Source organism: Legionella impletisoli, assembly GCF_900639875.1.
GTDB classification, from domain to species: domain Bacteria; phylum Pseudomonadota; class Gammaproteobacteria; order Legionellales; family Legionellaceae; genus Legionella_A; species Legionella_A impletisoli.
In genome coordinates, this window is record NZ_CAAAIA010000006.1 from 36,405 (window position 1) to 58,588 (window position 22,184).

A 22,184-nucleotide genomic window follows, 5' to 3' on the forward strand; every position below is an offset into this window, starting at 1 on the left:
CATAAAAGCATTCATGCCTTTATGACGTATGTCTGTTAATAAGCAGAGTCCTTATTTTCTAATAAGGTATCCATTGTGATTTTACCGCGCAATACACGATAAACCCATGAAGTGTAGAGTAAAATAATGGGTAAAAATATAACCGTTGCAATCAACATAATAAATAATGTCAGATGGCTTGATGAACTGTCCCAAACCAATAAGCTTTGGGAAGGATGGGAAGAGGACGGTAAAATAAAAGGAAACATACTCACCCCAACGGTTGCAATAATTCCAAAAACCGTTACCCCACTAAAGAAAAACGCAAGTCCAGCAAATCGAAGCAATAATGAGGCTAACAATGCCCCAAGCATTCCAGCTATGGGGGCTATCAAAGCCATAGGATATTGCTGATAGTTTGAAAACCAGGCGTGAGCTTTACGAATAGCGGATTTATAAAGCGGATTAGATGGCCCTTCATGCAAGACCGTATCGTTTAATACATATCCATCAATACCATAAAAAAGCCAAAGTCCACCGACTGCAAACAATACAAATGTTAATAACGCAGAACTTCTTGCAGCCCTACGTGCTCGTTGCTGCAAATGTCCTTCTGTTTTAAGATTTAAGTAAAATGCGCCATGCATCGCAAGCATCACAACCGATAAAAGACCACACAGCAAGGCAAAGGGATTGAGTAAATTTAAAAACGAGCCGGTATAAAATGGGCGCAACGTGAGGTCAAAATGAAATGGTACACCTTCAAGCACGTTGCCAACGGCTACTCCAAAAATCAAGGAAGGAACAAATCCACCCACAAAAAGCGCATAATCCCATACCGTTCGCCATCTTCGATTTTCAAGCTTAGAGCGGTATTTAAATCCCACAGGACGCAAAATCAACGCCAGTAAGATGACTAACATCGCCAGATAAAATCCTGAAAAAGACAACGCATACAAAGCAGGCCATGCTGCAAAAATTGCACCACCACCAAGAATAAACCAGACTTGATTTCCTTCCCATACTGGTCCAATGCTGTTAATCATGATGCGCCGTTCGATATCCGTTTTGCCAAGAAGGGGCAACCACATGGCCACACCTAAATCAAAACCGTCCATAATCGCAAAGCCAATCAGCAAGATACCGAGTAGTACCCACCATATAACGCGTAATAATTCATAATCTATTGGCATATTTATCTCCTAATGGGCGCTATGATCAGGACCAAGACGAATGTATTTGACCATCAAATAAACTTCTACAATCGCTAAGATCGTATAGAAAATAATAAATCCTGCGAGTGATGTGAGGATTTGTGAACTCGTCACTGAAGAAGTGCCGAGCATGGTCGGTAAAACCCCTTGAACTACCCAAGGCTGGCGCCCATATTCAGCAACCACCCATCCTAATTCGGCGGCAACCCAGGGTAGCGGTAAGGACCAGAACGCAAGATGCAAATACCATCGGGAAGTATGTAGCTTACGCTTAATAGATAAGTAAAACCCTGTTGCAAACAAGAAAATAAAAAAGAAACCACAAGCTACCATAATCCGAAAAGAAAAGAATAACGGAGAAACATGGGGTTTTAAATCATTAGCGGCTTGATCAATTTGTTCTTCCGTCGCATCACTTACGTTTTCCGTATATTTTTTTAACAATAAGCCATAACCAAGATATCTCTCATGCGCTTGAAAGTCTGATTTAGCTTGCTCATCCTGTCGATTCTGTTGTAAACGAGTTAAGGCATCATAAGCCAACATACCTTCGCGGATCCGCTCTTTCCCCTCAGCAACCAACTCGGTTATTCCCTCAAGCGGTTGATTAAAAGAACGGGTCGCTATCATGCCTAAGGCAAAAGGGACTTCAATGCCATATTTCGTAGTCATTGTTTTTTCATCAGGAATTCCAAAAAGAGTTAAACCGGCTGGTGCCTTCTCGGTATGCCACATCGCTTCCATCGCGGCCAATTTCATTTTTTGATTATTATTGGCCACATAACCACTTTCGTCCCCAAGTACTACAACCGATAAAGCTGAAGCTAAGCCAAAGGAAACCGCAACCGTCATTGAGCGCTTTGCAAACGGAACGTTTCGACCTCGTAACAAAAAGTACGCACTAACACCCAATACAAATATGGCACCTGTTACATAGCCCGCACTAATGGTATGAACAAATTTTGCTTGTGCAACCGGATTAAACATCACGTCATAAAAACTTGTCACTTCCATTCGCATGGTTTCAAAGTCAAATTTTGCACCCACTGGGTTTTGCATCCACCCATTTGCAATTAAAATCCAAAGCGCAGATAAATTAGTACCTAAAGCAAGCAGCCAAGTGCAACACATATGTTGAAATTTTGATAATTTATCCCAACCAAAAAAGAATAAACCAACAAAGGTTGCTTCAAGGAAGAACGCCATTAACCCCTCAATTGCAAGTGGTGCACCAAACACATCGCCGACATAGTGAGAGTAATACGCCCAATTCGTTCCAAATTGGAACTCCATCGTTAATCCGGTTGCAACCCCTAGAACAAAATTAATACCAAATAAGACCCCCCAATATTTAACCATTTGCTTCCAGATTTCCCGACCGGTCATCACATAGACTGTTTCCATAATGGCTAATAGGATCGACAACCCAAGGGTTAAGGGAACAAAGAGAAAGTGATATAACGCCGTCAATGCAAACTGCAAACGGGATAAATCAACAACATCAATACCAGGAATCATAGACCACCTCTGTAAAAGGTTAAAAAAATTTTATGAATTTCCTTGATTCAAATACCGTTTGTTTTGAACGGTATACTTCAGCATCCAATCGTGTGTTTCAATTGGCTTATGACGAAGAGGTTTAATACAAACAAACCATAGAATCGTTAATAAAAAAAATTTAATTGTAAGTGTGATTAGAATATCTCGTTTTAGAGTAGTCATATCAACCTCCAATTGAACAATTAATGTTCTAGCGACGCCATCAACTCAAGCCATTCTTCTTCAGCGTCGATGAGTTGGTGGCCAATTTTATTACGTTTTTCAGTCAATTCATTTAACAAAGTCGAGTCAGCGTTTAAATAAAGTGATGAATCGCTAAGCTTGAGATCTAGCGCTTTAATCTCAGCTTGATACGACTCCATGTGCTGCTCTAATTTTTTCAAACGATTTTGCTGGCTTTTCTTCTCGCGATAATCATTATTTGAATTGTTTTCTTTCTGTATGGTCGCAGAAGACGCATCATGGCTTAATAACCATTGATGATAAACATCCACATCCCCATCAAAGGGTTTAATTTTTTGATGATACACTAGATAAAAATCATCCACGGTGGTGCGTAGAAAGTGGCGATCATGAGAAATAACAACCAATGCGCCCTCATAACTTTGAAGAGCCATTTCAATAGAAGCGCGCATTTCCAAATCAAGATGATTGGTCGGCTCATCCAATAAGAGCAGATTAGGACGCAACCAAACTAATTTTGCTAACGCTAATCGTGCTTTTTCCCCGCCCGAGAAGTGATGAATTGGAGCTAAAGCCATATCCCCTATAAAATTAAATCCGCCTAAAAAATCTCGAACGTTTTGTTCGCGAGCTTCAGGGGTGAGTTGCAGGATGGTTTGCACAGGGCTTAGGGCACAGTCTAAATCTTCCAATTGGTGTTGAGCAAAATAGCCAATTTGGAGATGGGGTGATCTCTCAAGTTTCCCAGACATGGGGAGTAACTCCCCAGTTAAAGTTTTAATAAACGTTGATTTTCCTTGGCCGTTTGGTCCGAGTAACGCCAAACGATCGCCTGGATTTAAGGATAAATTAACCCGTGTTAATACGGGATCTTTCAAAGCATAACCAACGCTGACTTCATCACAACGAATGAGTGGTTTCCCTGCTTTGGGACAAGGATAAAATTCAAAGGTAAACGGAGAATCTATCTGAGCTTTAGCGATGATGTCCATTTTCTCAATCGCTTTTAAACGACTTTGTGCTTGCTTAGCCTTAGAAGCTTTCGCTTTGAAACGATTCACATACTCCATCATATGAGTAATCTTGGTTTGTTGTTTTTCATATGAAGCATGTTGTAAAGCAATTGCTTCCGCTCGCGTTCGTTCAAAGCGGCTGTAATTACCGGTGTAAAGAGTAGCGCTTTGTTGCTCAAAGTGAAGAATATGGGTTGCTAATGCATCTAGAAATTCTCGGTCATGGGAAATCACAATCACAGTAGCTGGATTTTGTTTAAGCCAACGTTCAAGCCAGAATATTGCTTCAAGATCTAAATGGTTCGTGGGTTCGTCAAGCAGTAATAAATCAGCCGGAGTCATCAAGCAACGCGCAAGGTTCAAACGCATCCGCCATCCACCTGAAAAGCTATTCACACTTAATGTTTGATCATTCGTTGAAAATCCCAAGCCAGCTAAGATAGAAGCAGCCTGTGCTGGCTTACTATATCCACCGGTTTGAGATAAGCGATCATGACAGATCACAATGGCTTCATCATCACCCGTTTTTTCAGCCGTCTCTAATTTCTTAAGCAAGGCTTTATAATCTTTATCCCCTGCTAAAACATAATCCAATGCGGGTAGATCACTTTCAGGAAGCTCTTGCGAAAGATGGCTGATGCGAAGTTGGGCATTTAACTGACACACCCCGGTATCCGGCGTTAATTTTCCCAGCACCATGCTGAAAAAACTACTTTTTCCACAACCATTTCGCCCTACAAGCCCGATTTTTTGTTTTTCAAAAAGACTTACCGTAGCTTGGCGCAGCAAGATCTTGTTTCCACGACTAAGCGTTACCTGATTGAGCGTTAGCATGCTAATACTTCGGACGGGTTGAATAAAACTGAGCTATTTTAACATAAGATTTGATAACAGATAACCAACATTTCGCAGCAGCGTATTTTTTTAAATAAATAATTAAGAAAATTTGAAGCGACGCGACCCTACTGCCTCAGTTTTAAGCTTTTCGCCACATCACATTGCATTGTGCTTTTGCCGCATCTTCTAAGAGCTCAATCAAAGGCCATGCACGGTTTGATAAGCTGACTGGCTCGTCTTCTGAATTCTCTTCCTGATAATCTGGGGTTTGGTTTATTGGTTCTTTATGGGTAGCGAGCGATTGTTTCAACCGATTTAATGCATTGGGGACATCTTCAGCTAAAATGGCACTAGGCACTTCGCCACTGTGTCCCATCATCTTAATTAATTTCACAGCAACATCACCAAACATCGTTATATTCTCATGCGCATCACAGCTAAAAGTCACCAACATCCTGCTCTCCTAAAAAAGCGTCTATTTATATGGTTTAGTTATATGGTTTAGAAGTAAGAAGCTCGATTTAGTCTATCTCTAAAAACTTGTGTTTTCAATTCAAAAGCGCTATATACCCAGGGTAAACGCATCTAGCAGTATTAAATCAAAATGTCTAAATTAAGCACTTTACAGGCAAACTCAACTTCAAACTTCATTCGAGATCGGCTGAGTGCCCGGCATCAAGCAGAGTAAGTGGCAAAAAAGCATGTGATGTTCAAAAATTAGATCCGTTTGCCCTGCTATATATCTGATTGAGTTTGAATAATAAAACATATCATGCTATTACAAAGAGTAATAGAATAAAAATAAGAAGGCACTATGAAAGCAAACAAACGATTGATTGTGTTCTGCTTTTTAACCATGCTTTTGACCACGCAAGCATTTTCCCTACCCCTAACCCCAAAAGACGAACCTAAAGCAGACAGTTTTTATATCTGTTATGAAAAACGATGCCCTAATAATGTGATTATGACGCCCGTTGTAAAATACACGAGATATAAATACATCGGTTGCGTGATTAGCCGTCTACCCTGTCATTTATACTGTGGTGACAAATTTAATCCTAATCGAGGACCCTTAAAACAATTTCAATGGATGAATAATTATCCTGATGCATTAAATTCTTTTTATCGCTGCGCTTACAGTTAATAAAACTAGCCCGCTTTTTAGCGGGCTTTCCGTGATCAACTGTATCCCCTCAAAAACCTTCTAGTTTTTATTCTCTCCAGATGGCTGAGGCTTGTTGTTATCTTGCGTTGGCTTTTTCGGTTGTTGTTTTCCTTTTTGTTCTTGTTGAATCGCACCAGGCGCAACATCCGCGTATAAATATATTTTTGCGAAACTAGCACCAATGCATTCACCAAGCAAGCGACCCCATTTTGATGCGGATTCCTGCGTCATCATATCCGGCAACTTATCATTATATTTTTTGATACATGCATCCGCTAAATCAGGGATTTCTTTCAGACATTTATCATAGGTCACACCCATTTCCTTAAAACGGCCCGCGATAGAAGGATCTTCAAGAAACCCTTTGCAAATTGGTTCAGGGACAACGTTTCTCACTTGCTCTAACCATTGATCTTTTGGCACTTGAACCGGTTTCACTTGCCCTGGGGATTCATAAGGAAGATTTTGATTAGGCGTTTGCGAAGTCGTATCATTGGCTGCAAGCGCCAAAGCAGAATAAAGAATCATGCTCAATCCAATTCCTTTGTTATAGTGAGTACATTTCGCCATGTTATGTTCCTTATTGTTGAGTGAGTACGATTGTATACTGCCCTGCCCTTCTTGATTGCTATCGATTGCATTATTTTTTCAATTTTTTAATCACATCTTCCAAAGTTTCTACTTCTCCTGAATAATGAAAGTAAATTCGATGATGCTCACAATCAATGATACTTAATGCTTCCTGTGGCTTTCCATTGAATTGCTTAAATATCCAATAAATGCCCTTTGATTCCGAATCCCGAATGGTTTCAAGTACATCTAACATGCGATCTTCTTCAAATTCGAGGTGGGTGCAGACTAGACCACCTGGCTCTCGAGATATTTTGTAAGCATAATGTTTTTCTTTCATTCTTTTCTACCATCCAATAGCATCTAACTAAGGATATCGGCCAAAAAGAATAAAAGTTGAGAGAAAGTGTAATTTTTTTCCTGTGCGTCCTAAGACCTTAAGCCTAGATTTTTCTGAGCGATGTATTTTATTCCCCCGCTCGTTTTTGAATCATTTCTAATGCAGTTTCCAAGCGACTTAAAACTCGCGATTTTCCTAATAAAGTTAAAGTCATATCAATGGAAGGTGATGAGCTATTTCCAGTTACAGCAACTCTTAATGGTTGGGCTATCTTACCCATACTGACATTAAATTGAGCAGTAATATCATTGATGCACTGTTGCAATACATCCCGTTGCCAATCTGTGATGTGTTCTAAGCATTGATAGAGTGCTTTAAGAGGTTCTAAAATAACCGGGCGTAAATGTTTTTTGACGGCTTCTTCATCATAATCGATTTGATCTTGATAAAAATAAAGGCTGTTTTCGCACATCTCAGCCAACGTTTTGCAACGTTCTGCTTGGATAGGAACCAGCTTGGTAAGCTCTGGCCCTTTGGTCCAGTCTATGTTTTCTTTTTCAAAATGCCACTGTAGCGCTTTGGCAACTTGCTCAGGGGAAGAAAATTTTTGATAATGTTGGTTTAGCCAATACAATTTGTCATAGCTAAAACTAGCCGCACCACGGCTGACACTGTTTAAATTAAAATATTCAATCATCTCTTCTAGGCTGAAAATTTCCTGATCGCCATAAGACCAACCTAATCGTACTAAGTAATTCAATACAGCATGAGGAAGTAGACCTAGCTCTTTAAATTGCAAGATACTCACTGCACCATGGCGCTTTGAAAGCCGCTTACCATCTTCTCCAAGAATCATGGGTAAATGCGCAAACACAGGAATGGGAGCATTCAAGGCCTTAAATAAATTAATTTGCCTTGGGGTGTTATTGATATGATCATCACCTCGGATCACATGCGTAATTTCCATATCCCAATCATCCACCACAACAGCGAAATTGTAAGTAGGATGACTATCTGAACGTAATAAAATTAAATCATCCAACTCACTGTTTTGAACTTGTATCTCACCATATACTTGATCACGAAACGAAACTTCACCCTCATGAGGATTTTTAAAACGCACCACATGAGGCTCAAGTGTGTCAGGTAAATTTTTATCACGGCAATGACCATCATAACGAGGCTTTTCTTTACGCTGAAGCTGTTCCTCTCTTAAGGCCTCCAATCGCTCCTTACTGCAATAACAACGATAAGCCTTACCTTCCTCTAATAGCTGCTTTAAAACGCTTCTATAACGCGGGTAGCGATCCGTTTGGTAAAACGGCCCTTGATCGGCGGTTAAACCAAGCCAGCTCATACCATCTATAATGGCTTGAACAGACTCTTTGGTTGACCGTTCACGATCAGTATCCTCGATTCTAAGGACAAATTCGCCCTGGTGATGGCGGGCGTAAAGCCATGAAAACAGTGCAGTTCTAACACCACCGACGTGTAAAAATCCAGTAGGACTTGGGGCAAAACGGGTTCGTACAACCATTTAAAAGCTCCGTTGTATGCTTTAAAAAATTCAAGGTATAATTCAGCGATGAAGTATAGCGTGACTTTGTCAGAGGCGCAAAATAACAAATGATTAAGGAACTCGATTGAAAAGTATTGGTATCAAATACCAGTTAAGGATCACCACCTTAATTCCTGTCATGGTGGTTGCTCTATTATTTGCTTTATTCTATAACGGTCAATTTAGTCGTGATTTATCGCAACATACCTCACGATTAGGCGAAGCCTACATTAGGCAATTACTTCCCGCAGCACAGCTTGCCTTGCTTCGAGATGACAAACGCATTCTACAAGGGCTCATTGATGCGTCGACTATTAATCAAGAGGTTCAGTCGCTCGCATTTTACAATGCAAAAGGACAATTACTCGCCTACCGCGGCGGAAAGCACTCTTTAAAACACCCCTTCAAGCCCCCTGAATTTACAGGGGATTACATCGAACACAAACAGATTAATCCCTACAGCGTTAACTTTATTTCCCCAATTACTTTACCTAAATTTAACCTGTATTCGTTTGCCCCTTTTAAAGTGCCGAGCAGTCCTGTAGCTTTCCAGGCTGATGATATTTTAGGCTGGCTCTCTATCGACATTGATACACAACCAACGTTGATCAAACGTTATCAGATGTATATCGTGACCATCTTTATCACGCTATTAGGGCTATTGATTGGCCTTAGCATCCATTATTTCCTTTCTAAACGTATTTATATTCCTATCGCTCGCTTAAGACGAAGCATGAAACAAATTTTAAGCAATGAATTTGAAACGGAAATCAAAACCACAAGCCGCGGGGAGCTTGGTACAATTGAACAAGGTTGTGCTCATTTGCAAAAGCAATATTTGAATATGGTGAATGATTTAAATCAATACATTGAAACGGCAACTCAGGATTTACAGAAAAATCTAGAACTTTTAGAAGAAAAAAACATCGAACTTTCTCTTGATAAAAAGAAAACAGAAGAAAAAAGCCGGCAAAAATCTGAATTTATTGCAAACATGAGTCATGAAATCCGCACCCCCATGAATGGTGTGATTGGCTTCACAAATGTTTTATTAGAAAGCAAATTAGATCCTTTACAATTGGATTATGTAAAAACGATTAAAGCTTCCGCTCAGGATTTATTATCCATTATTAATGATATTTTAGATTATTCAAAAATGGATGCAGGCAAGTTACATCTAGATTGCATCCCGCTCGATTTGAGAGCATGCATTGATGAAGTCTTTACGCTTCTTGCACCCAATGCGCATAAAAAAGGCTTGGATTTGATTCCCTCGACAGACATTCGAGTCCCTAAAACCGTACTAGGCGATCCGCTCCGATTAAAACAAATTATTAATAATTTAGTGGCTAACGCCATTAAATTCACCGATCATGGCTATGTATTAGTCAGAACTAAAATTGAGCATGAAACCGAACAGGATTACACGGTTTGTATTTCAGTAACCGACACAGGCATTGGGATTGCTGAATCCGATCAAGCGACCTTATTTAATGCCTTTAACCAAGCTGATACCACCATTACCAGACGATATGGCGGCTCTGGACTTGGATTAGTCATCACCAAGAAATTAGCCGAACATATGAATGGTCGAGTCTCACTTGCTAGCGAGCAGCATAAAGGCTCCACCTTTTCCGTGCATATTAAATTGGCAAAGCTTCAAGCATATGAAATTGAAAAACACCAAATTCATCGCTTTGGCAACTTAAAAGTAATTTGCTTTGATGATAATCCCCTTCATTTGGAAGCTTTGAATAATGGCCTTGCTTTGTGGGGAATAGAATGCGTTCTTGTAAATTCTTTCAATGAGCTTAACCAAGCGTTTAAAACCCATCCTGATTGTCATTTAGCTTTTGTGAATGTTAATCAAGGGTGTGAAAAACAAGTGGCCCAAGTGATTCGAAAGAAAGATATTCCAACCGTCTTAATTTCAAAGTGGCTTATTCCGGAATATGATAAATGGGGCGCTAAAGCTTTTCTCTTTAAACCACCAAATATTCAAAAATTACATGATACGATTGAGTCTCTAATCAATAAACCGTATTTAGAAGAACCCGATTATGGGATAAATGAGCTTCATGTATTAAGAAAGCAAATTAAGCAATGTGGCTTAAATATTTTAATAGCAGAGGATAATCCCGTTAACCGGCGCTTATTGCATTCTTTACTTGGAGAGAATGCCAATATCGATTCAGTTAATGATGGAGTACAAGCTGTAAAACAATGTGCTAAGCATCGGTATGATGTCATTTTACTTGACTTACAAATGCCTAACCTCAATGGCATTGATGCAGCTAGCCAAATTCGACAGCAATCGATGCTAAACAAATCAACTCCTATTATTTTAATCAGCGCCAATAACATTCTTGAAAATGCTGAGGCCTTGCAAAAAGTAGGGATTAACTTGTGCTTACAAAAGCCTTTTGATGAAAGCGTTTTATTACAACATTTGATTGAAATCGTGAATAAAGCCAAAGCAACCGCTATTGACTGGTCAATTTGTCTTAAACGCGTGTCGGGCAATATCGAATTAGCGAGCGAGTTTCTCGCGAGATTTGTAAAAGAGCTAGAAAATGAGCGTAAAGAGTTCATACGACTTAATGCTGAAAAAGATTGGGTCGGATTGGAAAGAGCGGCACATAAACTACATGGCGCTTGTTGCTTTTGTGGTGTTCCACACTTGCAAAAACTGTCTGCTCAACTTGAGTTATCCGCAAAAGATACTAATCCAAGTGATGCGTTTGAATCCGTGTTTAACCAATTGATTCAAGCCATTGATGCAGTACTTGAAGAATACAATAATTTTTATCGCACTTTTGAAGCTGTTTAATACTAGGGTCATAGACCCTAAATTTGGCGATTGAATTCTAGCGACAGAGGTGAATAATAACAGGGAGAGAATATGTCCGTTAAAAATGCGATTTATGCACAATCGGGTGGTGTTACTGCCGTTATCAATGCTTCAGCGTGCGGCGTTATTCAAACTGCGCGCCTTCACCCTCAACAAATTGGTAAAGTCTTTGCTGCAAAAGATGGTATTATTGGTGCCCTCAATGAAGAATTAATCGATACATCGCTTGAAAGTGATGATGCTATTGCTAAGCTCATGCATACTCCCTCTGGAGCATTTGGCTCATGCCGTTACAAGCTTAAAAACAATCAAGAAGAGTTTGAGCGCCTGCTTCAAGTGTTTAAAGCCCACAATATTGGATATTTTTTCTATAATGGTGGTGGTGATTCCCAAGATACCGCGAACAAAGTGGCAGAAATGAGTCTGGAGGCTAATTTTCCGGTAACTTGCATTGGCATTCCTAAAACGGTTGATAATGATCTACCATTTACCGACTGCTGCCCTGGGTTTGGTTCGGTTGCCAAATACGTTGCCGTATCCACTTTAGAAGCAGGAATGGATGTAGCGTCAATGGCCGCCTCTTCCACAAAAGTGTTTATTCTAGAAGTCATGGGGCGGCACGCGGGATGGATTGCAGCGGCCAGCGGGCTTGCTGGGAAAAATGAAAACGAGCCTCCGCATATTATCTTATTTCCTGAAGTTCCTTTTGAACAAGACCGATTTATACAAGAAGTGGATAAGTGTGTTCAACAATATGGTTATTGCGTAGTCGTTGCTTCTGAAGGCATTCGCGACCACGATGGAAAGTTTTTAAGTGAAGCGGGGCTTCGAGACGCCTTTGGCCATGCTCAATTAGGCGGAGTGGCTCCGGTAATTGCTGATCTTATCAAAAGTAAACTTAACTTAAAATACCATTGGGCGGTGGCCGATTACCTACAACGTTCAGCAAGACATATTGCCTCAGGCGTGGATGTTGAACAAGCTTATGCACTAGGTAAAGCTGCCGTTAAATTAGCGCTTGATGGGCAAAATGCCATTATGCCGATTATTGTGAGAGAACAAAATTGGCCTTACGAATGGTCGATTGGTCAAGTCCCACTCCGTGACGTTGCTAACGTAGAAAAGGCAATGCCTTCTGAATACATTCGAAAAGATGGCTTTGGAATCACTGAAGCTTGTCGAGACTATTTGCTTCCACTCATTCAAGGTGAAGCTTACCCTCCTTACGTCAGTGGTATTCCTGATTATGTCCGATTAAACAATCGGCTTGTTGAGAAAAAATTGCTTTAATAAAAAACCGCCCGAAGGCGGTTTTTTCTAGTGGGTGAAGATTATCTGCAGTTTGCTGGGCGATATTTGTCTGATAAGGTACCGCCAGTACAAGTCCAGGTTACTTCGCCGTTGGCTTGTAAGGTAGGTGTTAACACAATGGTTCCATTACCTGCAGCTGCAGTATATGTGACCGTAATGGCTCCAGTCGCATCAGCAATCGCAATTGAAGACACGTTAGCCGTGGCAGCAGGACTCACGTAACCAGTAGCCGCTTGAGTTGCAGGTAGCGCGTTATTGGAAATCGCTGTTTCAGATACGGCCAATTTTGCTGCTGAAGCCAGATTTAATCCCTCTGTGACACGAGCGCGGATTGTGTAATCTTGATAAGCTGGAATAGCAACGGCAGCCAGAATACCAACGATCGCCACTACAATCATTAACTCAATTAATGTAAAACCTTGTTGTTTCATGACTTCATCCTCAAAAATTAATAAACTCGTTTATATTAAAGCAACTTCTATGCCAATTTTATTTTTATTTTTCACCATCATAAAAATATAGTGCAATCATTAAGCCAACTTATTCTAAAGCACGGCGCTTTATTTATAAAATAATTTATTATTCAACTAGATAAGTATTGTAAAAAATCATATTTATTTCTTCAATATAAGACGATTTACCGCAATTTTTTTCTAAATCAAACTAGTATTCTTGAATATTTATAGTGGATAGTGGTCAATTTGGTCACATTATGACAATCAGGGGTATTTTATTGAATTAACGAACTAACGACAATTGACGGGACGATAGCGGCTTTCCAACGTTCCCCCCGTACAAATCCAGTAAATGTTTTTATTCGCATCTAGCGTTGGAAGAAAAATAATGGTTCCGTCACCTGCTGCAGGGGTGTAGTCTACAATGATCGCGCCTGTTCCATCGTTGGCTATGGTAACAGATTCTATGTTATCAGTTGAAGCCGGGCTTAGATAATGGGTTTCTGCTTGAGAAGTGGGTAAGCGCCCGTGAGTCGCTACCGCGTCTGCAACCGCTAATTGCGCTGCAGACGCAAGGGAAAGACCTTCCGTTACGCGAGCTCTTACGGCGTAATTTTGATACACAGGAATAGCGATCACAGAAAGTATCGCGACGATTCCTACAACAATTAATAGCTCAACAATGGTAAAGCCTCCTTGCTTCATCCATGCCCCTAATTTTAAAATGTGTAGGTTTTTCCGATAGTTATCGGACATTATTCATCTCATTGTCCATCAAATTACCAAAAAACGCAACTATATCTATACTGGTGGACAGGGTAAACGCATACTCTGTGCAAGTAAAATCAAAACGCCGTCTTTGCGAACAAAGTGAAGGAATCCAGATGCTTCGTTAAGATTTCGTAATGGATTGCTTCACTTTGTTCGCAAAGACAATGTATTGTTTTTTTCACATAGCGCTTTTGCCCTGTACTTGTGGAGGCTTAACATGACAAATGTTTAGTAACTGCGTATACTTTTAGCATGATGAATCATTCCTAACTCCCTTATGAACAGAACGTTACGACTAAAAACCATCTTATCTGAAGCGTTAAAGGCGGATGTATTAATGATTGAAGATGAATCGCACCGACATCATGTACCATCGAATGCAGAAACTCATTTCAAAGCAACCATCGTTTCGTCTTCATTTGAGAATACAACCCGAATCAGTCGCCATCGGTTAGTTAATGCGTTAGTCAAGCATGAGTTTGATAAAGGATTACACGCGCTAAGTCTTCATTTATATACTCCTGCAGAATGGAATGCCCGTAGTAAAACAGTAAGCGACTCTCCAGTTTGTCGTGGAGGAAGTCGTCATGGTTAGTTCAAAGGAAAATATATTCTGGCAAAACACTGTTTCGCTTCAACCCAAATCGCGGGGATTTCACTTAATTACCGAAGATATTTTTTCTGCATTGACCGACATGCCAGATGTACAAATTGGATTATTAAATATTTTCTTGCAACATACATCAGCCTCTTTAGTCATCAGTGAAAATACCTGTCAAGAGGTGAGGGAAGACTTAGAACAATTCTTCAACCGCATTGCTCCGGATGATAATGCTCTATATCAACACACGATTGAGGGAGAAGATGACATGCCAGCCCATATTAAAAATGCGATGCTTGGTTCTAGTCTTATTATCCCAATTAACAATAACGCACTACAATTAGGACAATGGCAAGGGATTTATCTCTGCGAACATCGTAATCAAGCATCAGCACGTCACCTTGTATTAACCGTGCAAGGGCAATAAATCGTTTACTTTAATGTCATAGAACTAGATTGATTAGTATTGGTTTTTTCAGTGCCACTTGTCCTAAACGCCGCTAAATGGGTACCCATACTCCATAGATTAACTAAGCCATTGACCACATTAACCGCTGGTGGTGTCGATGAGCTAATCACTGCCTGGACTGAACGGCCCACTCCGGCGGTGCTGAAAAGTAAACTCATAAAATCACGTACAGGACCATTCTCAGTATCGCTAAGTGCGGCAAAAGCAAATGAGGATACAGCCATTGCAAATCCTGCCTCAAAACCATTGACTTCTGGATTAGTTAAATAGTCATACGCACTGATTCCGAATGCAACTAAATTAAGCACTTGGGCGCGTGCGCAGTGGTCATTTCGAGAATTAAACAATGAAAATGGGTTAAACATAAACGATCCTTGGTTTGACTTAATTAAATACACTTAAGAAAAAATAAGAGCGTTTTTACCATGTATGAAGAAAAAATAAAACCCAAAACAGATAAAAAAACAACAGGGATATTATTTTTACCCAATAGGTTCAAATTTTATTCATTATCTGGTATAATAAGTTAATTTTTTGATGTATGAGAACATTATGTACAGTGTATTAAGAAGAGTTTGGCCAACGATTCAATTCCCTGCACTTCAGGGAGATGATTCAACAACGAAACCTAATCCTTTAGTAGCCTATAGAAGTCCTCTCTTTGTCCAAGCCCCAAAAGTCACGTTACTAGGGGGAGTATTTGGATATTATGGAATTCACACCTGGAGTATTCAACGTAACTTTAGGCCTTTTTCCCTTTTTGGACCAATGAACCCTAACCCCTTTAGACTATTTCCACGTCCAGTAGGACTGTTTCCACTGCCAGCCTTTGCACCAGTACTGTTCCCTAATCCTTACTTGACTTTTCCGAGTTTAGCGAGTGCTCTACCCCAAGCTGTTAATAGCGCTCCTGCAATAGAAGACCATCAAGAAGATATTGATGCAGCTCATGAAACGGAGGCAAACTCTGATGAAAAATCAACTCTGGCAGTTTCTCCAGCAGAAGTCACAGACGAACAAAAAGCCACACAAGCTACGGGAGTATTCAGTAACCTCATAACGTTTTTAAATCACAATGCTTCCTTTTTATGGCAAGCGCTTGGAGTGGCTATGATGGTGGTAGGATCACTCATAGCCCTTGCAGGTGCTGCTTTGATTGCAGCCAGTGCGGGCACCGCTAGCGCCCCGGGAATCATTATGGCAGGAGCTGGAGCAGGCGTAGCCGCTGCAGGACTTGGATTTTTTTCTATTGGTCGTGCTAAGAAAAATGCAGAGATAATCGAAGAGCCGATGCTTACTCCTTAGTAGATAGGCTGGGGTTGTAAAGCCCAATATCTCTCCCACATGGCTTTACAACCCAGTCTAGGATGGCTTCCACAAAATTGAAGGGCTTCATTCATGGTGGAATGTTTGGATCATTAGCAACTTAATCCACTTTGAAAACTTTTCATGTTTAGACACAGGATGCGGTACTAGGCGCACTACCTTTTTCCCATTATAATGAGTATCGTTTTGCCCGTTAGGATTTTGCTGTTATGAAAGCCTGGTCTTCAGAGAAAATTTCTGTTCTTGCTTTGGTTTTATTAATCACAGGCGCTATTGACAGCATCCGTAATTTACCAGCCACCGCTTTATTTGGCTCTTCTTTAATTTTCTTTTTTACCTTTTCAGCCATTGTTTTTCTCATTCCAGTTGCTTTGGTCTCAGCAGAACTATCCTCTACTTGGTCGGAAGAAGAAGGCGGCGTTTACAGCTGGGTTCGCCATGCCTTTGGAGAAAACTGGGCCTTTTTTACTATTTGGCTGCAATGGATTAACACCATGGTGTGGTATCCAACTATTTTATCCTTTATTGCTGGCACCTTAGCTTACCTTATTAACCCTGAATTAGCGCAGAATAAAATCTATTTGATTACCGTCATCTTAGTCACCTTCTGGTCACTTACCATTCTTGGCTTAGCAGGCTTGCGTGCATCGGCAGCATTTGCAAGTTTTTGTGCGATTGTGGGAATGATTATCCCGATGGGGTTTATCATTTTATTAGCCATCATTTGGGTGATGCAAGGCAACCCAATAGCCGTGGACTTAAGCTTAGAAAACTTAATACCTCATTGGCAACAAGGCGATTCATGGATTTCATTAACCGCCATCATGACCTCATTTTTAGGCATGGAATTAGCAGCCGTGCACGTTCGAAACGTCAATAACCCGCAGAAAAATTTTCCTAAAGCGATGTATTTTTCAGTGATTTTAATTTTAACCACGATGATTTTAGGCTCTTTAGCCATTGCGTTTGTCTTACCGCATGATCAAATCAGCCTAGTCCACGGTGTGATGCAGGCGTTTACCAATTTCTTTTCAGCCTATCATCTATCGGCGTTAATGCCGCTGATGGTCATTTTACTCTTGCTAGGAAGCCTTGGCAGCATGGTGAACTGGATCATTTCACCTGCCAAAGGATTGCTTATGGCAGCCGATCACGGCTTTTTTCCGAAGTGGTTATACAAACTCAATAAGCACGGCATCGCCTCACGCGTATTGGTGTTGCAAGCCGTTTTAGTGACGTTATTATGTGGCGGATTTATGTTATTTCCATCCGTAAATGCCATCTATTGGCTCTTTACCGCGTTAAGTACAGAGCTCTATATCTTAATGTATGTACTCATGTTTTTAGCCGCCATTCATTTAAAGCACAAATTCGCCGAGATCCCAAGGCCTTTTTCCATTCCTGGAGGGCGAATGGGTTACTATTTCACCTGTCTTTTAGGATTAGTCGGCTGCTTCATCACGTTAGTGGTAGGATTTTTCCCACCGGTTGAAAGCATGGATGTCGGAGGCGTACGTCACTTTAGAGTGGTCTTTACTAGCGGCATTATCTTAATGATGCTTCCCGCGGTTTTATTGTATTCGCGGAAAGCATGGGTTCATGGGCGGGTTAAGCTGATGGTTTAGGTTTGATACGATTATTTTATCTCAATATCAACATCCGGATAGCCTCCTTCTCTTTGCCACAACTTTACCATCTCCCCAGACTTCAACTCCTTCAATTTATGTTGCTCATCTTCAGGAACCTGGACTTTAATTTTAGTACCTGAGTCAGTTTCTAACAAGAGATATATTTCTCCAGCTGCAAAAGCAACCGAATTTAATCCCAAGATTAATACCAACCCACTTAAACCAGCCAATATCCGTTTCATAATGACCTCGATTTTAATTTAGATGAGACATGTACAATATTAGTTCACCAAATACTCTTTTACCAATGTTCAACCCGGAATTTACAAAACATTTGCATTTTAAAGAGGTGAACACTGAGCCACGACCGTTAGGGAGTGCTCCTAACACACACTCGCTTCAAAACGCTTGCTTACGCGCGTGGTTCAGAATTGGTTTACTAGTTTCTTGGCAAGGTCTAAATCTTCTGCTGTGTTGATGTCTTGCAGGGGCTTGGTACAAGCCGTGGCAACTTTGATGGGGTACCCTAGCCATAAAACACGTAATTGCTCCAAGGCTTCAGCTGCTTCGAGTGGACAAACGGGTTGTTGAACGAGTTCTAATAAAAAAGAAGCGCGGTATGCGTATAAGCCAATGTGGCGATAATGTAGTGACAGATCATTTGGATGATCTCGATTAGCAGGAATAGGACTTCTTGAAAAATATAGCGCATTTTGGTGCTTATCACGAACCACTTTTACCACATTGGGATTATCTCGAGCGGTCATCTGTTCAATCGGCCAACATAACGTGGCCATAGGGGTATCTGACTTAGCGAGGGTGTGAGCCACTTGTGTAATCAACTCAGGCGCAATAAAGGGCTCATCCCCTTGCACATTGACAATAATGTCATTTTCTTGAAATGCTCCACGAGCGACCACTTCGGCAATGCGATCCGTACCAGACTGATGAGTTGTTTTTGTCATTTCAACCGAGGCTTTAAACGACTTAGCTAATGAAAAAATTTCAGCATGATCCGTTGCGATGGTCACTGACTTTGGCTTTGCTTTCAATGCCTGGCGATAGACCCGTTCAATGACCGTCAGGCCATTGAGCTCCATCATCAATTTACCAGGAAGGCGCGAAGACTGATGGCGCGCAGGAATAATGACATGAAAATCAAGGCTCATAATTCGTCTTTTTCCTCAAGCGTTAAGAGTCTTGCCTCGTTTTCAAGCATGACAGGAATTCCATCACGGATGGGATAGGCTAAGCGGTCAAAACGGCAGATCAATTCTTCGTTTTTTAACAACAATTTGCCTTTGCAAACTGGGCAAACGAGGATTTCCAGTAATTTTTTATCCACGCGGTTCTCCATGGGTAACTTGATTTCGAATGTAAACGGGAAGTGCCTCTTCGGCGCTGACCGCTTTGACGAGACCGGATTGTACCAGATTTACCATCGCAATCGCATTAGGATATATCAAGCACTTATCTTGAATAGATCCGCACACTTTATCCGGAAACTCATTCCAATACGTGTTAAATCCAACACCTGCTAGGAGAATTGGTTTCTCAGCACTTAACCGAATGTCATGAGCATTTGAGACCTGCTCTTGGGCTTCATAAGATTGATCGCTAAACTCCCCCCAATATAATTGATTCATACGAGCATCTAAAACGGCCAGAATTGGAAGGGTTGGAAATTGTGCAACTGAAGTTTGTGAAGCTTCAAACGCAATTGCTCTGAGCGTGCTGACGGGATACAAAGGCAAGTTTTGTGCATAGGCTAATGCTTTTGCCACGCTACAAGCAATGCGTAATCCTGTGAAACTTCCAGGGCCGCACCCAAACACAATGCCGTCTAATTGGTTTAATCCGATTGCTGCCTCAGCCATCAAGGCCTCTATCATCGGTATCAGCAATTGAGCATGCTGGCGTACAGCATCTTGTTCTTGATGATAGATTTGTCCATAGGCAGAAATCGCAACCGTTGCTTTTTCAGTGGAGGTATCGATTGCTAGTAAATTCATCATGTTTGTTCAGTTTTATTTAGCTTGGAGTGATTGGACGATTTTTATCCCAGCGTTTTAATAAATTCAATCACATTCGTTTCATCTCGGGTCTTTCGCATATTGGGCAAGCTTGCAAAAATTTTACTGCCATAATCTCGACCCGTTAAGCGAGGATCGGCAATCATTAATACACCGCGATCAGCGGCATCACGAATGAGCCGCCCTACCCCTTGCTTTAAAGCCAAAATAGCACTGGGTAAAGATAACACGTCAAATGCTGATAAGCCTTGCGATTTTAAATAAGCCATTTTACCACGCATTATGGGATCTGTGGGACTAGCAAAAGGTAATTTATCAATAATAACACATGACAATGCCTCTCCTTTTACATCCACGCCCTCCCAAAATGTTGCTGTACCTAATAACACCGCATTGCCGTATTCACGAAATCGTGCCAAGAGAATGGATTTTGCTTCATCGCCTTGGATTAATAAAGGATAGGTGAGTAACGGCTTTAGAAGACTTGCCACTTCGTTTAATGCCTTATGACTCGTAAATAAGAAAAAACAACGGCCTTTACAGGCATTAATAATGGTTAAGGCTTTTTCAAGTAGTAACTCATAATAGCGATGGTCTTTGGGATCCGGTAGTCCACGAGGTAAATATAAAAGCGCTTGCTCTGCAAAATCAAAAGGACTTTGCAGTTTTAGTGTTTTAATTTCTTGTAATCCCAAAGGCCTTGTAAAACAATCAAATGATGAAGCCATGGTTAAGGTCGCCGAAGTAAATACCCAGCAGCTGGATTGTTTTTTTAATAATGCTGAAAAAGGTTCTGCAATATCATAGGGCGTTGCGTTAAATACTAAAGCATGCTTAAACCGCTCAATCCAACGAATATCTCTCTGTTTTGGATGGTCAAAAGAAGCCAGACGTTGATTAAACTCCAGTAACCGTTCTTTACAACGCATTAAACCTGGCTCTTCGGTTTGTTCAACCGTTGAAAAACAAGCCAACCAATTGGTGATGAGTTGTTGAAGCTGTTCGATGCTGGCTTTAAACTCAGAAAGAGGCGCGACTCTTTCCCATGAAATGCGCTCTTCATGCCCTGGGAGTGAACGTAATAAATCATCGATGAGGTTATCCAGTTGTAAACTAAGCCTTTTTAAGGGTTGATTCGCCAAATCCAGAATAGGCCATTCTTTGAGCACGTCTTTCATTAAATCTTGAATCTGCTTTGTTCCTAGCCGTTCTCCATAAAAATTGGTAGCGATTTCGGCAAGTTGATGGGCCTCGTCAAAAATCACCACATCAACACCTGGCAATAATTCTCCAAACCCTTCTTCTTTAAGTCGTGAATCTGCAAAAAATAAATGATGATTAATTACCACGACATCCGCCTCTAATGCCTTTTTCCTGGCTTTAACGAGAAAGCATTTTTGATACGCTGGGCATTCACTACCTAAGCAATTATCGCTCGTCGACGTGACAAATGGCCAAACAAAGGAGTCTTCTTTAATTTCTGGTAACTCACTGCGTAACCCTTCCGATAGTTGGCTCATTTTTTCACGAATCACTAAGATATCCGTCACACTTTGTTGACTCGCGAATTGACCTTCTTCAGCATGCAGTTCGGTTCGATAACGACAGATGTAATTGGAGCGACCTTTGAGATTTTGCACCCGAGCAGATAAACCAAGCGCTCGTACGAGCATGGGTAAGTCTTTATAGAAAAGTTGATCTTGCAGCGTTTTAGTCGCAGTAGAAATCAACGTTTTTTTACCGCTTAAAAGGCAAGGTACAAGGTAAGCAAACGTTTTTCCCGTACCCGTGCCTGCTTCAGCAACTAAAATGTCTTGAGATAAAATGGCTTTTGCAATCGCAATGGCCAAATCATTTTGCTGTGGGCGGGCAACAAAACCTGGAATGGCCGTATAAAGACGGCCTTTTTCAGCCAACGCTCGCTCACAGAGTTGAATCAGATCATCCGTGACGTCTTCTATTTCTTCCACTCTTTTTGTAAATATTGTAATTTATCTTCAACGCCTTCCCATTGTCCTGCATCCTCTGGCGCTTCTTTTTTGGCGGTAATATTAGGCCATTGTTTTGAAAGCTCTGCATTGAGCTCTAAAAATTTTTGCTGCGAATCGGAAAGATCATCCTCAGAAACAATGGCTTCAACCGGACACTCTGGCTCACATAATGCACAATCAATGCATTCATCAGGATGAATCACCAGAAAATTAGGCCCTTCATAAAAACAATCAACCGGACACACTTCAACACAATCGGTGTATTTGCATTTAATGCATTGCTCAGTCACCACAAACGTCATAGCAACCCCTCAACAGCTAAAAAAGAT

The 22,184-nt window shown here is 40.9% G+C and carries 24 protein-coding genes; 7 read left to right on the forward strand and 17 right to left on the reverse strand.

Annotated features, from left to right (window positions below; genetic code table 11):
- Positions 1-35 precede the first annotated feature (35 nt).
- The 5 genes from cydB to E1O41_RS07355 form a co-directional block, all read right to left on the reverse strand.
- A complete protein-coding gene (gene cydB, locus E1O41_RS07340; protein ID WP_131776676.1) occupies positions 36-1,172 on the reverse strand; it encodes a cytochrome d ubiquinol oxidase subunit II in 1,137 nt (378 codons plus the stop codon).
- A 9-nt stretch (positions 1,173-1,181) separates the two neighbouring features.
- The gene (locus E1O41_RS07345; protein WP_131776677.1) at positions 1,182-2,711 is read right to left on the reverse strand and encodes a cytochrome ubiquinol oxidase subunit I; all 1,530 of its coding nucleotides are present in this window, start codon (positions 2,709-2,711) and stop codon (positions 1,182-1,184) included.
- 30 nt (positions 2,712-2,741) lie between these two features.
- Positions 2,742-2,915 carry a hypothetical protein gene (locus E1O41_RS11750; RefSeq protein WP_165481144.1) on the reverse strand — a complete coding sequence of 58 codons (174 nt, stop codon included), beginning with the start codon at positions 2,913-2,915 and terminating at the stop codon, positions 2,742-2,744.
- Between the two features lie 20 nt (positions 2,916-2,935).
- Positions 2,936-4,783: an ABC-F family ATP-binding cassette domain-containing protein gene (locus E1O41_RS07350; RefSeq protein ID WP_131776678.1), complete on the reverse strand. Its 1,848-nt coding sequence runs from the start codon at positions 4,781-4,783 to the stop codon at positions 2,936-2,938.
- Between the two features lie 142 nt (positions 4,784-4,925).
- Positions 4,926-5,240, reverse strand: a complete 315-nt coding sequence (locus tag E1O41_RS07355; protein WP_131776679.1) for a DUF1840 domain-containing protein — start codon at positions 5,238-5,240, stop codon at positions 4,926-4,928.
- A 360-nt stretch (positions 5,241-5,600) separates the two neighbouring features.
- Here E1O41_RS07355 and E1O41_RS07360 point away from each other — a divergent pair, with 360 nt between their 5' ends.
- The gene (locus E1O41_RS07360) at positions 5,601-5,930 is read left to right on the forward strand and encodes a hypothetical protein (RefSeq protein WP_131776680.1); all 330 of its coding nucleotides are present in this window, start codon (positions 5,601-5,603) and stop codon (positions 5,928-5,930) included.
- 60 nt (positions 5,931-5,990) lie between these two features.
- Here E1O41_RS07360 and E1O41_RS07365 read toward each other — a convergent pair whose 3' ends face one another.
- The 3 genes from E1O41_RS07365 to gltX all read right to left on the reverse strand — a co-directional run bounded on the left by E1O41_RS07365 (position 5,991) and on the right by gltX (position 8,398).
- Positions 5,991-6,521 carry a hypothetical protein gene (locus E1O41_RS07365; protein ID WP_131776681.1) on the reverse strand — a complete coding sequence of 177 codons (531 nt, stop codon included), beginning with the start codon at positions 6,519-6,521 and terminating at the stop codon, positions 5,991-5,993.
- Positions 6,522-6,591: 70 nt separating this feature from the next.
- Complete coding sequence (locus E1O41_RS07370; RefSeq protein WP_131776682.1) at positions 6,592-6,861, reverse strand: hypothetical protein; 270 nt, start codon at positions 6,859-6,861, stop codon at positions 6,592-6,594.
- A gap of 127 nt (positions 6,862-6,988) precedes the next feature.
- Positions 6,989-8,398, reverse strand: coding sequence for a glutamate--tRNA ligase (gene gltX / locus E1O41_RS07375; RefSeq protein WP_131776683.1), 1,410 nt, complete (start codon positions 8,396-8,398; stop codon positions 6,989-6,991).
- A 106-nt stretch (positions 8,399-8,504) separates the two neighbouring features.
- Here gltX and letS point away from each other — a divergent pair, with 106 nt between their 5' ends.
- Both letS and E1O41_RS07385 read left to right on the forward strand, forming a co-directional pair.
- Positions 8,505-11,249, forward strand: a complete 2,745-nt coding sequence (gene letS, locus E1O41_RS07380; RefSeq protein WP_131776684.1) for a two-component system sensor histidine kinase LetS — start codon at positions 8,505-8,507, stop codon at positions 11,247-11,249.
- Positions 11,250-11,321: 72 nt separating this feature from the next.
- Positions 11,322-12,560, forward strand: coding sequence for a 6-phosphofructokinase (locus E1O41_RS07385; protein WP_131776685.1), 1,239 nt, complete (start codon positions 11,322-11,324; stop codon positions 12,558-12,560).
- 41 nt (positions 12,561-12,601) lie between these two features.
- Here E1O41_RS07385 and E1O41_RS07390 read toward each other — a convergent pair whose 3' ends face one another.
- The gene (locus E1O41_RS07390) at positions 12,602-13,012 is read right to left on the reverse strand and encodes a pilin (protein WP_131776686.1); all 411 of its coding nucleotides are present in this window, start codon (positions 13,010-13,012) and stop codon (positions 12,602-12,604) included.
- A gap of 315 nt (positions 13,013-13,327) precedes the next feature.
- A complete protein-coding gene (locus E1O41_RS07395) occupies positions 13,328-13,741 on the reverse strand; it encodes a pilin (protein ID WP_131776823.1) in 414 nt (137 codons plus the stop codon).
- Positions 13,742-14,084: 343 nt separating this feature from the next.
- Here E1O41_RS07395 and E1O41_RS07400 point away from each other — a divergent pair, with 343 nt between their 5' ends.
- Complete coding sequence (locus E1O41_RS07400) at positions 14,085-14,402, forward strand: BolA family protein (RefSeq protein WP_131776687.1); 318 nt, start codon at positions 14,085-14,087, stop codon at positions 14,400-14,402.
- Entirely contained in the window at positions 14,395-14,835 is a 441-nt protein-coding gene (locus E1O41_RS07405) for a secondary thiamine-phosphate synthase enzyme YjbQ (protein ID WP_188668207.1), read from the forward strand. The genes E1O41_RS07400 and E1O41_RS07405 overlap by 8 nt, the downstream gene beginning before the upstream one ends.
- A gap of 5 nt (positions 14,836-14,840) precedes the next feature.
- Here E1O41_RS07405 and E1O41_RS07410 read toward each other — a convergent pair whose 3' ends face one another.
- A complete protein-coding gene (locus E1O41_RS07410; RefSeq protein WP_131776688.1) occupies positions 14,841-15,242 on the reverse strand; it encodes a hypothetical protein in 402 nt (133 codons plus the stop codon).
- A gap of 187 nt (positions 15,243-15,429) precedes the next feature.
- Here E1O41_RS07410 and E1O41_RS07415 point away from each other — a divergent pair, with 187 nt between their 5' ends.
- Together E1O41_RS07415 and E1O41_RS07420 are read left to right on the forward strand one after the other, a co-directional pair.
- Positions 15,430-16,182 carry a hypothetical protein gene (locus tag E1O41_RS07415; protein WP_131776689.1) on the forward strand — a complete coding sequence of 251 codons (753 nt, stop codon included), beginning with the start codon at positions 15,430-15,432 and terminating at the stop codon, positions 16,180-16,182.
- Between the two features lie 230 nt (positions 16,183-16,412).
- Complete coding sequence (locus tag E1O41_RS07420) at positions 16,413-17,828, forward strand: APC family permease (RefSeq protein ID WP_131776690.1); 1,416 nt, start codon at positions 16,413-16,415, stop codon at positions 17,826-17,828.
- 11 nt (positions 17,829-17,839) lie between these two features.
- On the opposite strand, the gene E1O41_RS07425 is transcribed toward E1O41_RS07420, so the two are convergent.
- The 6 genes from E1O41_RS07425 to fdxA all read right to left on the reverse strand — a co-directional run bounded on the left by E1O41_RS07425 (position 17,840) and on the right by fdxA (position 22,157).
- On the reverse strand, positions 17,840-18,073 hold the full coding sequence (locus tag E1O41_RS07425) for a hypothetical protein (RefSeq protein ID WP_131776691.1): 234 nt from the start codon (positions 18,071-18,073) through the stop codon (positions 17,840-17,842).
- Between the two features lie 183 nt (positions 18,074-18,256).
- Entirely contained in the window at positions 18,257-19,000 is a 744-nt protein-coding gene (gene kdsB, locus E1O41_RS07430) for a 3-deoxy-manno-octulosonate cytidylyltransferase (RefSeq protein ID WP_131776692.1), read from the reverse strand.
- Entirely contained in the window at positions 18,997-19,176 is a 180-nt protein-coding gene (locus tag E1O41_RS07435; protein WP_131776693.1) for a Trm112 family protein, read from the reverse strand. Before E1O41_RS07435 ends, kdsB begins: the two co-directional genes overlap by 4 nt.
- The gene (tsaB, locus tag E1O41_RS07440; RefSeq protein ID WP_188668210.1) at positions 19,169-19,846 is read right to left on the reverse strand and encodes a tRNA (adenosine(37)-N6)-threonylcarbamoyltransferase complex dimerization subunit type 1 TsaB; all 678 of its coding nucleotides are present in this window, start codon (positions 19,844-19,846) and stop codon (positions 19,169-19,171) included. Before tsaB ends, E1O41_RS07435 begins: the two co-directional genes overlap by 8 nt.
- 41 nt (positions 19,847-19,887) lie before the next feature.
- Positions 19,888-21,825: a DNA repair helicase YoaA gene (gene yoaA / locus E1O41_RS07445; protein WP_131776826.1), complete on the reverse strand. Its 1,938-nt coding sequence runs from the start codon at positions 21,823-21,825 to the stop codon at positions 19,888-19,890.
- Complete coding sequence (fdxA, locus tag E1O41_RS07450) at positions 21,822-22,157, reverse strand: ferredoxin FdxA (RefSeq protein WP_131776694.1); 336 nt, start codon at positions 22,155-22,157, stop codon at positions 21,822-21,824. The genes yoaA and fdxA overlap by 4 nt, the downstream gene beginning before the upstream one ends.
- Between the last annotated feature and the right edge of the window lie 27 nt (positions 22,158-22,184).